Origin of the sequence: Leifsonia sp. ZF2019 (assembly GCF_019924635.1) — a bacterium.
In the GTDB taxonomy this organism is placed as follows: domain Bacteria; phylum Actinomycetota; class Actinomycetes; order Actinomycetales; family Microbacteriaceae; genus Leifsonia.
In genome coordinates, this window is record NZ_CP065037.1 from 3,703,206 (window position 1) to 3,717,887 (window position 14,682).

General features: G+C 71.4%; 13 protein-coding genes. 1 reads left to right on the plus strand and 12 read right to left on the minus strand.

Features of this window, described 5'->3' with window-relative positions:
* Window positions 1-20: 20 nt before the first annotated feature.
* A complete protein-coding gene (locus IT072_RS18130) occupies window positions 21-1,094 on the minus strand; it encodes an NAD(P)-binding domain-containing protein (RefSeq protein ID WP_223358229.1) in 1,074 nt (357 codons plus the stop codon).
* 141 nt (window positions 1,095-1,235) lie between these two features.
* Here IT072_RS18130 and IT072_RS18135 point away from each other — a divergent pair, with 141 nt between their 5' ends.
* Window positions 1,236-1,448, plus strand: a complete 213-nt coding sequence (locus tag IT072_RS18135) for a DUF3073 domain-containing protein (RefSeq protein WP_223358230.1) — start codon at window positions 1,236-1,238, stop codon at window positions 1,446-1,448.
* Between the two features lie 226 nt (window positions 1,449-1,674).
* Here the strand turns inward: IT072_RS18135 and IT072_RS18140 are convergent, their stop codons facing one another.
* The 11 genes from IT072_RS18140 to purF all read right to left on the minus strand — a co-directional run bounded on the left by IT072_RS18140 (window position 1,675) and on the right by purF (window position 14,680).
* Entirely contained in the window at window positions 1,675-2,202 is a 528-nt protein-coding gene (locus IT072_RS18140) for a YbhB/YbcL family Raf kinase inhibitor-like protein (protein WP_223358231.1), read from the minus strand.
* A complete protein-coding gene (leuD, locus tag IT072_RS18145; protein ID WP_223358232.1) occupies window positions 2,199-2,828 on the minus strand; it encodes a 3-isopropylmalate dehydratase small subunit in 630 nt (209 codons plus the stop codon). Before leuD ends, IT072_RS18140 begins: the two co-directional genes overlap by 4 nt.
* Window positions 2,829-2,839: 11 nt before the next feature.
* The gene (gene leuC, locus IT072_RS18150) at window positions 2,840-4,246 is read right to left on the minus strand and encodes a 3-isopropylmalate dehydratase large subunit (protein ID WP_223358233.1); all 1,407 of its coding nucleotides are present in this window, start codon (window positions 4,244-4,246) and stop codon (window positions 2,840-2,842) included.
* Between the two features lie 198 nt (window positions 4,247-4,444).
* Window positions 4,445-5,053, minus strand: a complete 609-nt coding sequence (locus IT072_RS18155; protein ID WP_223358234.1) for a response regulator transcription factor — start codon at window positions 5,051-5,053, stop codon at window positions 4,445-4,447.
* Window positions 5,050-6,195, minus strand: coding sequence for a sensor histidine kinase (locus IT072_RS18160; RefSeq protein WP_223358235.1), 1,146 nt, complete (start codon window positions 6,193-6,195; stop codon window positions 5,050-5,052). The genes IT072_RS18155 and IT072_RS18160 overlap by 4 nt, the downstream gene beginning before the upstream one ends.
* Before the next feature lie 24 nt (window positions 6,196-6,219).
* On the minus strand, window positions 6,220-6,963 hold the full coding sequence (locus IT072_RS18165; protein ID WP_223358236.1) for an ABC transporter permease: 744 nt from the start codon (window positions 6,961-6,963) through the stop codon (window positions 6,220-6,222).
* Window positions 6,960-7,883: an ABC transporter ATP-binding protein gene (locus IT072_RS18170; RefSeq protein ID WP_223358237.1), complete on the minus strand. Its 924-nt coding sequence runs from the start codon at window positions 7,881-7,883 to the stop codon at window positions 6,960-6,962. The genes IT072_RS18165 and IT072_RS18170 overlap by 4 nt, the downstream gene beginning before the upstream one ends.
* Window positions 7,884-7,971: 88 nt before the next feature.
* Complete coding sequence (locus IT072_RS18175; protein WP_223358238.1) at window positions 7,972-10,434, minus strand: helix-turn-helix transcriptional regulator; 2,463 nt, start codon at window positions 10,432-10,434, stop codon at window positions 7,972-7,974.
* Window positions 10,435-10,532: 98 nt separating this feature from the next.
* Window positions 10,533-11,813 (minus strand): Calx-beta domain-containing protein, encoded by a 1,281-nt coding sequence (locus IT072_RS18180; RefSeq protein WP_223358239.1) that lies wholly within the window; start codon window positions 11,811-11,813, stop codon window positions 10,533-10,535.
* A gap of 95 nt (window positions 11,814-11,908) precedes the next feature.
* Window positions 11,909-13,030 carry a phosphoribosylformylglycinamidine cyclo-ligase gene (gene purM, locus IT072_RS18185; RefSeq protein ID WP_223358240.1) on the minus strand — a complete coding sequence of 374 codons (1,122 nt, stop codon included), beginning with the start codon at window positions 13,028-13,030 and terminating at the stop codon, window positions 11,909-11,911.
* A gap of 57 nt (window positions 13,031-13,087) precedes the next feature.
* On the minus strand, window positions 13,088-14,680 hold the full coding sequence (gene purF / locus IT072_RS18190; RefSeq protein ID WP_223358241.1) for an amidophosphoribosyltransferase: 1,593 nt from the start codon (window positions 14,678-14,680) through the stop codon (window positions 13,088-13,090).
* Between the last annotated feature and the right edge of the window lie 2 nt (window positions 14,681-14,682).

Here is a 14,682-nt window from a genome sequence, read left to right on the forward strand (position 1 = left end):
GTGAACTTCGGCGGGCTTTGCTAGAGCTGGGCCATGATCTGGCGGGCGATCACGCGGCCGGCGCGGTTGGCGCCGATCGTGCTCGCCTGCGGGCCATAGCCGGCGAGGAATATGCGGCTGTCCTGCCACGAAGCGCCTGAGGCGACCGTGAGGCCCCCCGCCTTCTCGCGGAGCTTGAGCGGCGCAAGATGCCGCAGCTCCGGACGGAAGCCCGTTGCCCAGATGATCGCATCGGCTCTGGTGAACGTGCCGTCCGGCCAGCGGACACCGTCGGTCTCGATGGCGCTGAACATCGGCCGCTCCACCAGCAGGCCGCGGTCGATGCCGGCGGCGATGCGGCGCGTGCGCGGCACCCCGGTGCCGCTGACGATGCTCGGGAGGGCCGCGCCGGCCCGTGCGGCGGCATCCTGCTGCTGCACGGCGGCCACCCCTCCCTCGATGGTGAGCTCCGACTCGTCCCGGAAGTCGACCGGACGTCGGGTCGCCCAGGCCAGGTCGGCCGCGACGCCCTCCAGCTCGAGGAGGAAGCCGATGGCGCTGGTGCCTCCGCCGACGACGACGACCGATTGGCCGGCGAACTCGTCGGCCGACACATAGCCGGACGTATGCACATGCCGTCCTGAGAATGTGTTCATCCCGGGGTACCACGGGACGAACGGCGCGCCCCAGGTTCCGGAGGCGTTCACCACGACCCGGGTCGCCGTCTCCCCCGCGGAATGCGCGACGACCAGGTCGGCACCGCGATCGAAGACGCTCGCGACCGCGACCGGCCGCTGCACCTGCAGGCCGAAATGCTCCTCATAGCGGCGGTAGTAGCCGGCGACGATGTCCTTCGCAGGCAGGGAGCGGTCGGCGGTCTCGAAACTGAGCCCGATCTCGGCCATACCGGGAAGGTCGTTGACGTGATGGGCGCTGCCGAGCTTGAGCGCGTCCCAGCGGTGCTGCCACGCTCCGCCGGTGTGGGGGCCGCGGTCGAAGATCACGAAATCCTCGCCGGGAACCAGCTCGAAACGGCGGAGATAGTAGGCCACTGCAAGGCCCGCCTGGCCGGCACCGATGATGACCACCTGGGTCTCGGTCCTGGTCGTGGTCACACTGCCATCCCATCATGTCGCGCTGTGCGCATACTCCGGGTCCCGGAGGTCCCGCATGCTAAACTCGATGCTAGTTTTTATTGTTTCTGTTCGGATCCCCGGGAGCCCAGCCCCCGGGCTGGGACCAAAAGGGGGTCACGCATGGGGCGCGGCCGTCAGAAGGCAAAGCACACCAAGATCGCACGTGAGTTGAAGTCGTTCAGCCCGACTGTCAACTACGACGCTCTCGAGCGCGAGCTGACCGGACATTCACACCACGAGGACGACCAGTACGCCGCGTGGGCCGACTACGAGCCGGAAGACGCCGGCGACGAATACGAGGACGAAGAGACCGAGACGCCGAAGCGCGCTTGATCGATCCTCTGCGCTGCCGTGCATGACGGCCACGCCTGCTGCGGGCCGGCAACGACCGGGCAACAGCGGCTCCACCCGCGGGCGCACGCCCGGATCACCTGCCGATGGCGCGGCGGACGCCGCAGCTTCGCGAACTCCCCGGGTCGAGCACGCGGGCGACACGGCGACACAGCGAGCGGGCGCGTGAGGACGCCCGCGCCGCCGAGTGGCGCGCCCCCGGCGTGAGCTATGCGACGAGCGTGGTGTGTGCCCGTGCGATCGTGTTCGCGCCGATGATGAACGTCGCGACCGCGGCCGAAGCGCTCGGAGGGATCTCGAGTCGTGGCACGGCGAGAGCGTGGACGGTGAAGAGGTAGCGGTGAGGGTGGTCCCCCTCCGGGGGCGCAGCGCCGTCGTAGGTCTCGTTGCCGAGGTCGTTCCGCAGCGTGTGAGCTCCCACGCCGAGGTCGGGGAGGGCGGCGGCATTCTCGGACAGCGCATCCGTCTCTGCAGGGATGTCGGTCACGATCCAGTGCCAGACCCCGGACGGGGTCGGCGCGTCGATGTCGAAGCAGCTGATGGCGAAGGACTGCGTTTCCGGCGGGGCGCCACGCCAGGTCAGAGCCGGGCTGGAGTCGGCACCGCCGATCCCCGCGGCCTTCTGGGGGAGCGGCATGGGGTCGCCGTCGCGCCCTGCGGTGGTGGTGACCGTGAACTCCGGTCGCCTCGGCATGAAGTCGTAGGGGTGCGGTGGGCGGGTGCGTTCCCAGGTCATCGATGGTCTCCTTGTCGCGGTGATCGTTCTGGGCGTCCGGCGGGGAGCCAGGGGTGCCTGCGGTTCTCATGACGGCGGATGATGTCGTCGAGCGTGAGCGTGACGGCGATCGGGTCCAGTCCGTTCACGAGGTTGTGGTGCGGTGCGTCATCGAGGCGGAAGGGAGCGTCTCTGATGCCGGCTGATTCGCAGGTCACGGTTCGCGCGACCACATCGATGCGCACGGGCGCTGCCACGTCGGCCTCCACCGCATCCATGATGCGATCGAGGACGTCGGGCTCGACTTCGACGGGGACGAGCCCTTCTTGCGGAAGGTTCGTGCGGTGGATGTCGGCGATGCGTGAACTGATCACCGCTCGGAAACCACCATCGCGGAGCGCCCAGACGGCGTGTTGACGCGAGGAACCGCAGCCGAAGTTGGGCCCGGCGACGAGGACGCTGGCGCCGGCGCGGGCGGGGTCGTTGAGGGGGAAGTCGGGATCCTTTCGCCAGTTCTGGAAGAGCCCTGGTCCATAGCCGTCGCGGTGGATCCGTTTCATCCACGGTGCAGGGATGATCTGGTCGGTGTCGATGTTCTCACGGCGCAGCACGACGGCTGTCCCGGTGACGGTGGTGACGGGGTGCATCGTCGCGGCTCCTAGTGCGTTCCGATGGGTGACAGGGTGCTCGGCGTGGTGAGATGCCCGGCGATGGCCGTGGCGGCCGCGGTCTCGGGTGAGACGAGATGGGTGCGGGCGCCGGGTCCCTGCCGTGATTCGAAGTTGCGGTTGGAGGTCGAGGCGGAGTGCATCCCGGTCGGAACGGTGTCGCCGTTCATCCCGACACACATCGAGCAGCCCGGGGATCTCCATTCGAAGCCGGCGTCGAGGAAGATCCGGTCGAGACCTTCCTCTTCGGCCATCCGTTTGGTCTGCGCGGAACCGGGGACGACGATCGCACGGATGCTCTCGGCGATCGAGCGCCCGTCGACGATTCGGGCCGCCGATCTCAGGTCGTCGATCCTGCCGTTGGTACAGGAGCCGATGAAGACGGTGTGGATCGGGATGTCGGCGATCGCCTGCCCCGGTCGCAGGCCCATGTAGGCCAGCGCCGCTTCCGCGGCGGCGCGCTGCTGCGCGTCGGGGAACTCGGAGGGGATCGCGCCACCGACGGAGACGGACTGTCCCGGGTTGGTGCCCCAGCTGACCATCGGACCGACGCCGGTCACGTCGACGACGACCTCTCGGTCGAATGCCGCTCCGTCATCCGTCCGCACGGAGCGCCAGTAGGCGACCGCCTGCTCCCACAGCTCTCCGCGCGGGGACCGGTCGCGGCCCTTCAGATACGCGAACGTGGTCTCGTCGGGTGCGACCAGGCCGGAGCGCGCGCCGGCCTCGATGGCCATGTTGCAGAGTGTCATCCTCCCCTCCATGGTCAGCGCGGTCACGGGGTCGCCCCGGAACTCGATCAGATGACCGGTCGCCCCGCCGTGGCCGATCCGGGCGATGATCGCCAGGGCCAGGTCCTTGGCGGTGGCGTCCGCGTGGGGTGCGCCCACCAACGTCACCGACATCGTCTTCGGCCGGTCGACGCGGACCGTCTGGGTTGCGAGCACGTGTTCGACCTGGCTCGTGCCGATGCCGAAGGCGATGGCTCCGAAGGCTCCGTGGGTCGCCGTGTGGCTGTCCCCGCACACGATCGTCATGCCCGGTTGGGTCAGACCCATCTCGGGACCGATCACGTGCACGATTCCCTGCCCCGCCGATCCCATCGGGTGCAGTTCCACGCCGAACTCGGCACAGTTCTCACGCTGGAGCCGCAGTTGCTCGGCGGCGAGCGCGTCCGCCAGGGGCAGATCGAGGCCGCTGGTGGGAACGTCGTGGTCGGCCGTGCCCACCGTGAGGTCGGGGCGGCGAACCCGTCGCCCGGCCTGCCGGAGCCCCTCGAACGGCTGCGGTGAGGTCACTTCGTGGATGAGATGCATGTCGACATAGAGCAGGTCGCCCTCCGCCTGGTGGAGGACGTGCTCGTTCCAGACTTTGTCGATCAACGTCATGGCTGTCATTCGTGGTCCTCCTACTCGAGGTCGCGCGGGACGCGGGCGGTGGCGGGCGATGACAGAGCTCGTCGGGTCAGGCATCGACCCCCAACAGAATTGGGATACCAGAATGGTACACCACGTTGGTATCCCAACTCGGTGCACCAGAATGACCACGCTGGACAGAGCTTTCCACCGACGTCGCGGCGGGCCGGGGCTCGGCGCTTACAGCCACCCCTGGCGGGTGGCGATGAGCACCGCGTCCGAACGATTGCGCGCGGCGGTCTTGCCGATCGCGCTCGACAGGTGATTGCGCACCGTTCCCTCGCTGAGGTGGAGCCGTCCGGCGATGTCGGCGATCGTCGCTCCGTCGCCCGCGAGCGCCAGCACCTCCGCCTCCCGTACGGTCAGCGGAGAGACTCCGGAAGCGAGCGACTCGGCAGCGAGCGTCGGGTCGACCACGCGCAGGCCGGACGCGACTCGGCGCACCGCGTCGGCGAGCTGACCCGACGGCGTGTCCTTGACGATGAAGCCGGACGCGCCGGCCTCCATCGCCCGCCGCAGATAGCCGGGACGCCCGAAGGTCGTGACGATGAGCGACCGGCACTCCGGCACCGTCACGCGGAGCGCTGCGGCGACCTGGATGCCATCGAGACCGGGCATCTCGACGTCGAGCAGGGCGACGTCGGCCGCGGATGCGAGCGCAGCCTCGACGACCTCGTCGCCGCGGCCGACCTGCGCGACCACCTGCAGGTCGGCTTCGAGGTCGAGCAGCGCGGCGAGCGCGCCCCGCACGAGCGCCTGGTCGTCGGCGAGCAAGAGGCGGATGGTCATGCGGTCCTCCGGACGGTCAGCAGGGTGCCCCCGCGGGTGCCCTCGGAGATCTCCAGCACAGCGCCCGCGTCGCGCGCCCGCTCGGACAGACCGGCGAGGCCGGATCCGCGGACGGCGGCGGCCGCCGGCGCCGACCCGACGGGCGCGGGGCCTTGCCCGTCGTCCTCGATGGCGAGCGTCTCCGGCCCGACGGTGACCCAGCAGTTGCGGGAGCCGGAGTGCCGGATGACGTTGGTGATCCCTTCCCGCAGCACCCAGCCGAAGAGCTCGCGCAGGTCGGGCGCCACCTCCTCGCCGTTGCGTGGCAGGTGCGCGGTGATGTCCGCGGCGGCGAGGCTCGCCTGCACGGCGGCGAGCTCGGTGGAGATGCTCATCTCTCGGTAGCCGGCGACGGCGGCGCGCAGGTCGGCGAGGGCCGAGCGGGCGAGGCGCTCGATGTCCGCGAGCTCCGCCTCCGCCCGCGCCGGGTCCACCGGGACGAGTCGGCGCGCGAGCTCCGACTTCACGGTCACGACCGTGAGCGAGTGGCCGAGCACGTCGTGCATGTCACGGGAGAAGCGCGAGCGCTCCTCGACCACCGCCAGCCGCGCGATCTCGCCCTGGGCGGCCCGCAGCCGGCGCAGCGCGTTGATCTGGCGGGCGAAGGCGCTCATCATGACGCCGATCGACACCGTGATGAGGGCGATGTACCAGTAATCGTCGAACCCGCCCGCGATCAGGAAGACCACCAGCTGCAGGAGCCCGAGCCCCACGATCAGAGCGGTCGACAGGACGGGGCGCGCGACGACCATACCGATGACGCACGCGACGAAGACCCAGGTCCAGCAGGTGATGATGCCGAGGAACGGGACGAGCAGCAGGGTCAGCGCGAAGTACGCCGCGATCGCGACGAACCGCGTGCGCTCGCCCTCCCACCACAGCAGCGGCGGGAGGGCGAGGAAGCCCGCGTAGACGAGCGCGAGGAGCAGAGTGGCCACGACCTTCGACGCGGTCGAGCCGTCGGAACCCCAGAGTCCGAACAGGACCGACACCTGGTACACCAGGCCGATCACGGCCCCGGGGTACCAGCGCAGCGCCGCCGCGTGCGCCAACCGGGCGCCGAGGCCGACCGGCCGCCGCGCGTCGAGCTCGTTGCTGAACACGTCCCTACCCTAATCAGCGGCCGGTCAGCCGCGTGCTGCGTCGCGGCGGTAGCGCCAGACGATCAGCGCCCCGAGAGCGACGGTCCACGCGGTGAGCACGAGCGCCGGGGTCAGGGCGTCGCCGCTCTGCAGGGCGCCGAGCTGCCCGACGCGGTTGAGCCAGTAGGAGGGAACCGCTTGCGCGACATTCGCGACCCAGGCGGGGAAGATCTGGAGCGGGATCCACAGGCCACCGAGCACGGCCATCCCCATGAACACCGCCATGAAGAGCGGCTGGGCGAACTCGGGCTTCGCGAACTGTCCGATCAGGATGCCGAGCAGGGCGAACGGGATGACGCCGCACCAGATCCCGAGTGCCGCGAGCATCCAGCTGCCCGCCGAGAGCACCGGGTGGTAGAGCGCCAGCGAGACACCGATGATGACCACGATGCTGACCAGCGCGAGGGCGAGGGCGGCGACCAGCTTCGACACGAGGTAGCCGGTGCCGGAGAGCGGGGTGACCCGCAGCTGGCGGTTCCAGCCGATCGACCGCTCGGTGACGATCCCGAACGCCTGCGAGAGCGCCGCCATCATGCCGCCGTAGGCCGCGACCTGGATGGTGGTGACCACGATCCAGGGGAGGTGCGTGACCGTGTCCACCTGGCCGCGGCCCCCGAAGGTGCCGCCGAAGGCGATCAGCATGACGAGCGGGACGGCGAGAGTGAACACCATCGACCGCATGTTCTTCAGCTGGCGGAGCGACTCGCGCCCCAGGTAGGCGATGCTCATCGCGTCGCTCCGTCCGTCTCGTGCGCCTCGGTCAGGGCGAGGAAGGCCTCGTCCATCGTGTGCGCGGTCACTTCGATGTCGTGGATGTCGTCGTGCGCCGCGAGGAGCGCACGGAGGGTGGCGTCGGAGTCGTCGCTGACGAGCGCGACGGTCCCCGCGCGGTGCTCGACACTGCGCACTCCGGGCAATCCGGCGAGTGCGGTCTCGACCGTGGGGCTCCAGGGGAAGTCCACATTCGCCCGGATGCGGCGACCCGACACCACCGCCTTCACCTCGGCGGGCGTGCCGTCGGCGACGACCCGGCCGCGGGCCAGCATGACGATGCGATCGGCGTAGGTATCCGCCTCGTCGAGGTAGTGCGTGGCGAAGACGACGGTGCGGCCCTCCTCGGTGAACTCCCGCATCGACTGCCAGAACGTGCGTCGCGCCTCCACGTCCATGGCGGCGGTGGGCTCGTCGAGGAACAGCAGGTCCGGGTCGGAGACGACGGCGACGGCGAACCGGGCGCGCTGCATCTGACCGCCGGACAGCTTGGAGACCCGCTGCGTGGCGATCTCGGTGCAGCGGGCGCGCTCGAGGGCCTCGGCGACGCTCAGGGGCTGCCGATGGGCGGAGGCGACGAGCGCGACGCACTCCCTCACGGTCAGGGTCGGCAACAGCGCGCCACCCTGCAGCATGGCGCCGACGCGTCCGTCGCGGATCGCGCGGATCGGCTCGGCACCGAACAGCTCCGCGGTTCCTGAGCTGGGCCGTGCGAGGCCGAGGGCGAGGTCGATGGTCGTCGACTTGCCTGCCCCGTTCGGGCCCAGCAGCGCGACCACCTCGCCGGGGCGGATGGTGAGGTCGACGCCGTCGACGGCGGTGAGCGGGCCGAAGGACTTGCGCAGCCCGTCGAGGCGGATGGCGGGTGTCTGATTCACCTTCTCAGCGTCGCGCCGAGCGGGTCGCGGTGTGCAGAGCGGGTGTCAGGAGCTCGACGTGACGAATGTCACGGCACGCGCCGCCCGGTCAGTCGCCCTCGGACGCCGCCGCGGCCAGCTCCGCGCGGGTCTGCCGCCCCGTCTTGCGGAGGCCGTTCGAGATGTGGTGCTCGACGGTGCGGACGCTGATGCTCAGGCGCAGCGCGATCTGGGCGTTCGTCATCCCGCCGGCCAGGAGGGCGACCTCCCGCTCGCGCGCACTCAACGGCTCGTCCGCATCGAGGGTCGCGGTGAGCGGATGCAGAGGGCTCGCGGCGCGCGCCTCCAGCCCTCTGCAGAGCGGCTCGAGCTCCGCGGCGACCTCCCGATGGCCCTCGGCGTCGGCGCGCCGCTGACCTGCTCGCAGGATCTGCGCGACGAGCTGCACATCCTGTCCGACCGCCCCGCCGTCGACCATCGCTCTCAGCTCGCCCACCCGATGGGCCCGCACCGCGGAGGCGGCCCGTGCACTGTTCACGAACAGTGGTGGCGTGGCCGCCGCCGCCAGCTCCTCGAGCTGGTCGACGATCTCGTCGCCCGTGTCGAAGGTGGCCGCCGAGACCGCAGTCGTCCACGCGGAGAGGAGGTACCCGCGCGATCGGCGCAGACGGACGCCGCCGGCGAGCAGACGTTCGAATCCGCGCCGTTCGTCGGCTCTCATCGTCTCCGGAGGCGTGAGGTCGTTCCCGGTCGCGTACACGGGGCCGGCGAAGGAGGCGTAGGTCGACACGTCCCGCGCGAGGATCCGCGACGCGGCGGACCCGGGCCGATCCACGCGTGCCATCGCCGACGCGATGTTGAGGATGCCGCCGAACATCGGGCGGGCGAACATCGTCACCGGCGCGAGACCGAGCGTCGACCTGATCAGCTCGGACGCATCCGGGATGCGCCCCTCGAGCGTTGCGGTCAGCACGGCGATGTAGGAGGCGGAGACGAACTCGGTGCGGTCGCGCTCCTGGGCCGCCGCGTCCCGCTGCGCGAGCGCGTCCGTGTACGCCCCGCGCAGATCGCCCGCGTACGCGTTGACCAGCGACGCGAGGCTCGTCGGCGCGATACCCCGGGTCTTCGCCAGGACGGGCGCCAGTTCGGCCTTGGCGCGGCCCACCTCTCCGCTGAAGAGGAAGAGCGTGGCCAGAACCTGACGCGCGAACCCGCTCGTATCCTCGCTCCCCAGTTCTTCCAGCTCGGCTGCGAATCCCGCCGGCACCGCCTCGAGGAATGCCTGCAGGAGAAGAGCGGCGGACCGGGCGCGCGCCCGCTCCAGGCGGTTGGACGCGACCAGTTGCGCCAGAACAGTGAGACCGGCATCGAGGTCGCCGCGGTCGAAGGCGAGCCACGCGGCCCGCTCGAACGTGAACCGGAACAGCTCGTCGCGTGTCGCGGCGGCGTGCGACGTGCGGGCGAAGACCTCGTCAACGCGGTCTCCGTCGACGAGGGTGCCCGGCGCGTGGAAGACGTACGCGCTCGCGACCGCCGTCGTCGGGGTGCGCTGCCACTGCCGGAACCGCTCGTCGGCCTCGGTGTCCGCCGCGACGTGGAAGGCCCCCGTCACCACGGATGCCGTCGGTGGTCGACGCGAGCGCGGGAACCCGTCCGCGTCGTCGCCGATCAGGACGCGCACCGGATCCTGCGCGAAGAGGTCGCCGATGAGAGGCGGCCAGACGTCGAGAAATCGTTCGGACGGGACCACGTCCACGATGCGGACGAAGCCTGCGGCGAGAAGGAGCCCCACGGTCTCGTCGTCTCCGTCGAACGCGCCGCCTCCGAAAGGAACGGGACCGTTCAGCGCGACGTGTCGCAGCGCTCTCACGGCCTCCGGGGAGAGGTCGCGGATGCGCCAGCGGAGGAGAGGGATGAGTTGCTCGTTCCAGAGCGACCGTTCCGCCATCCGCCACAAGCCCGCCTCCTGGCGGAGGAGGCCGGACTGCAGCGCCGACTCCGCGATGGCGACCACGAGCTCCGGGTTGCCGCCCGAGGTGGAGAGGATGCGCGCGGTGACCGCGGTCGACGGGTCGGCACCCGGCAGTCGGTCGCGCAGCAGTTCGGCGACCCCCTCGAACCCGAGCTCGGGCATGGCGACCGTCACCTCCGGCCACACCGGCTCGCTGCGCCCCGCGCTCACGCGCAGCACCCGGACGCTCACGAGCGGAGGACTGACCGAATCGAGCACCTCCATCGAGACGGCGTCGATCAGGTCCGCATCGTCGATGAGCAACACGGCTCCCGGCGTCTCCAGCAGAGTCCGCTGCATCGCGAGGGCCGCGTCCACCGGGGTACGCCGCTCCTCCTTCGCCCCCAGCTGCATCGACGCCACCGCGAACCCCGGAAGCTGCAGCGGCCGTGCCGTCTCCGGCGTCCGCAGCACCTCGAATCCACGTTCTTCCAGCAACCGTCCGATCTGACGCACCGTGGTCGACCGCCCCGACCCCGCACTCCCGACCAACCGAACGCTGCGCCCCTCGGCGACGTGCGCCGCGACGACCCGTGCCGTCTCAGCGAAGTGGAAGATCACGCACGGCCCCTCTCGGACGGTTGACTGCACGGTACTCCGGCCGGCGTCGAGGTTGAAGGCACGAGCGGGCTCCCGCCGCGGAGGTCAGCGGCCGAGCGTCACGAGGCCCGCGCCCGCTCCATCGTCATCCCGCGGATGACGCTGACGACCCCGACGATACCTCCGGCCGTGAGCAGGGCGCCGACGATGAGGAGCAGGAGATCCTGGCCGGCACCGCCGTCGACTCGGGCGGTGGGGTCCGCCAGGGGAAGGGCGGAGGCGGGGCCGCCGCGGTCGCCGGTGGCCGGACGCGCGCCGGACGCGCCGGAAGAGCCGCCGGGCTGATCGGCCACGGCGAGCGCCGGCGCGGCCGGGACCGCGGGGAGCAGCACCACGGCGGAGGCGGTGGAGACAGTCGTGGAGGCCCGCTGCAGAAGGACGAAGAACGACACCGCGGGCGCCCCGGCGACACGCGCCGGGAGCGGGATGCGCACCGTCGCCTCGCGCATGCCGTCCGCCAGGACGACGGTGCCGGAGGCGGCGGCGTAGTCGAGGCCGGCGCGGGCGGTGCCGTCGGCCGTCGTGTAGTCGACAGTGGCTTCGCCTGCGGCGGAGCCCCGGGACACCACGACGATCGCGGAGGCGCTGCCCGCGACGACGCTGTTCGCGGCGACCGTCAACGGGCCGACCGCGCTCGCGCTGGCGAGCGCGGTCGAGGCGGACGACGGGCGGAGCGCGGATCCCTCCGCGGGCACGTAGCGGGCGGTGAGCGTGTGCGCGCCCGCAGAGGGAGCCACCAGCGTCGCGCGCGCCGATCCTCCCGCGACGGGGACGACGGTCTCGTCCCCGTCGTCGAGGGAGAAGGCGACCGCGCCGCCGCCGACCGGTCCGAGCAGCAAGCGCGTGACGGCCGCCGTGACGACGACGGCCCGGCCCGGCTCCGCGGTGGCGGGCGCGCTCAGCGTGACGGCGGTCGCGGCCGTGCAGGCCGGGGCCGCGGGATCGATGGGGGCGACGGCATCGCGCACCCGCCAGCCGACCGTCGGCTCGGACTGCGCGTCGATCGTGAGGAGGGCGACGCCGTGGTGCTCACCGGGAAGGAACGTGCTCGGCTGCCCGCGATCGGGGGCGCCGGAGGTCAGATCGTTCTGGCCGCCGCCGGCGGGGATGGTGACAGGCCGATCGGCCGTGGACCGGTAGCCCAGGACGACCGTGCGGGACACGACCGCGCCGAGGGGCGCATCCTGCACGCAGTCGACGACAGGAACGATCGCTCCGTCTGCGGCGGGCGCACTCGCAGCGGGCTCCGCGAGAGCGGCAGGGGCCGCGCCGAGCAGGAGGGCCAGCACGGCGACCCCGATTCCGCACGCCACGCGAAGGTGGGCAGACGAGCGGGTCACCCGGCCACTCTATCCGCTGGCCCGTGAGCGCCGCTCCGACCAGAACAGGGCACGCCGGGCACGGCGGAAGGCCCGCCTCCCGGGCGGGCGGGGGGTCATCCCGCGTACGAGCCGACCAGACGGACCGCGCCGCCGTCGACGCCCTTCGTTCCCTGCTCGAACCCGGCGAGGTCCCGGGCGGAGGTCGAGACCGTGCCCGCACGCCAGGTCGGGATCCCGTCGGCGGCGAGCGCCGCAGCGACCGCGTCGGCGGCCTCCGACGCCACGACCGCGAACATCCCGATGCCGAGGTTCCAGGTGCCCTCGGACGACTCGAGCGTGCTTCCGGCGAGGTCGCTCAGGATGCGGAACACCGGGCTCGGCGACCACGTCGAACGATCCACCTCGACCCACGAGCCGACGGGCAGCACGCGAGCCAGATTGGCGGCGATGCCGCCGCCCGTGACATGGCTCAGCGCGTGCACGGCCCCGCGGAGCGACGGCTCCTGGAGCACGCGCAGCAGCGGCGAGGTGTAGAGGCGCGTCGGCTCGAGGAGCGCCTCGCCCACCGAGCCGCCGAAGTCCTCCGAGTGGTCGGTGAAGCCGATGTTCCGCTGCGCGAGGATGTGCCGCACCAGCGAGTACCCGTTGGAGTGCAGTCCCGACGATTCCAGCGCGAGCACGACATCGCCGTCGCGCACGCGATCGGCTCCGAGCAGCTCGTCGGCCTCCACCGCGCCGACGGCGGCTCCGGCCACGTCGTAGTCGTCGGGGCCGAGCAGGCCCGGGTGCTCGGCGGTCTCGCCGCCCACCAGCGCCGTGCCGGTCGCCTCGCACGCCCCGGCGATGCCGGCGACGATCGCGGCGATGCGCTCGGGCACGACCGTGCCGCACGCGATGTAGTCGGTCATGAACAGCGGGCGCGCACCGACCACGACGATGTCGTCGACGACCATGCCGACGAGGTCCTGCCCGATGGTGTCGTGCTTGTCGATCGCCTGGGCGATCGCGACCTTGGTGCCGACGCCGTCGGTGGAGGTCGCCAGCAGCGGACGGCGGAAGTCCTTCAGGAACGACACGTCGAAGAGCCCGGCGAAACCGCCCACTCCCCCGAAGACCTCGGGACCGTGCGTGCGCGCGACGGCGGTCTTCATGAGCTCGACCGCGCGGTCCCCGGCGGCCGTGTCGACGCCGGCGGCGGCGTAGGAGGAGGACGAGGATGCGGTGGAGTCGGTCACCCGCCAATCGTACCCGGGGTGCGGCGGCTCCCCGGTCACCCCGGTCGCCCGGGTGCGCTACTCCTGGCGCCCCGGATCACCGAACGAGAGCAGGCGCTCGTACTCGGAGTCCGGGCCGGGCTCGCAGCCGTCCGATGCGGCGTCCGCGCCGGTGTCGGTCTCGGCGATCGCGACGGCGGGCGCTGCCTGCTCGGTGCGCTCGAGGAGGTTCTTGCCGAGGTGGTGCGCGTCCGGGAGCTCGATCGGGTACTGGCCGGTGAAGCAGGCGGTGCAGAGGCGCTCGCGCGGCTGCTCGGTCGCGTCGATCATGCCGTCCTCCGACAGGTAGCCGAGGCTGTCGGCGCCGATGGACTGGCGCACCTCCTCGACGCCGAGGCCGGTGGCGATGAGCTCGGCACGGGAGGCGAAATCGATGCCGTAGAAGCACGGCCAGGTGATGGGCGGGCTGGAGATGCGCACGTGCACCTCGGCCGCGCCGGCCTCCCGCAGCATCGAGACGAGCGCGCGCTGCGTGTTGCCGCGCACGATCGAGTCGTCGACCACCACGAGGCGCTTGCCCTTGATGACCTCCTTGAGCGGATTCAGCTTGAGCTTGATGCCGCGCTGGCGGATGGTCTGCGAGGGCTGGATGAAGGTGCGGCCGACGTAGGAGTTCTTGACCAGGCCCTGCCCGAACGGGATGCCGGACGCCTGCGCGTAGCCGATCGCCGCCGGCGTGCCGGACTCGGGGGTCGGGATGACGAGGTCGGCCTCGACCTCGTGCTCCCGGGCGAGCTGGCGCCCCATCTCGACCCGGGCCTCGTAGACGCCGCGACCGGCGATCGTGGTGTCGGGACGGGCCAGGTAGACGTACTCGAAGACGCAGCCGGCGCGCTTCTCGGCAGCGAACCGCGCGGTGCGCAGGCCGTTCTCGTCGATCACGACGAGCTCGCCGGGCTCCACCTCGCGCACGAAACTGGCGCCGACGATGTCGAGGGCTGCGGTCTCGGAGGCGACGACCCAGCCGCGGTCGAGGCGGCCGAGCACCAGCGGGCGCACGCCCTGCGGGTCGCGGGCGGCGTAGAGCGTGTGCTCGTCCATGAAGACGAGGCAGAAGGCACCCCGCAGACGCGGGAGCACCTCCAGGGCAGTGGCCTCGAGCGTGTGGTCGAGGTCGCCCGTGAGCAGTGCGGTCACGACGGCCGTGTCGGTCGTGTTGCCGCGGGTGAGCTCGCCGTCGAGCTCGGGGTAGCGCTCGTGGACGAGCTGCATCAGCTCGGCGGTGTTGGTCAGATTGCCGTTGTGGCCGAGCGCGACAGTGCCGCTGGTCGTGCGGCCGAGCGTCGGCTGCGCGTTCTGCCAGCTGGAGGCTCCGGTCGTGGAGTAGCGCGTGTGACCGACGGCGATGTGACCGGGGAGCGAGTTCAGCGCGTTCTCGTTGAACACCTGGGAGACCAGGCCCATGTCTTTGTAGATGAGGATCTTGTCGCCGTCGCTCGTCGCGATGCCCGCCGACTCCTGCCCGCGGTGCTGCAGCGCATAGAGGCCGAAGTAGCTGAGCTTGGCGACCTCCTCGCCGGGGGCCCAGACGCCGAAGACGCCGCACGCGTCCTGCGGGCCCTTCTCACCGGGCAGCAGATCATGACTGAGAAGACCGTCGCCTCCGGCCACAG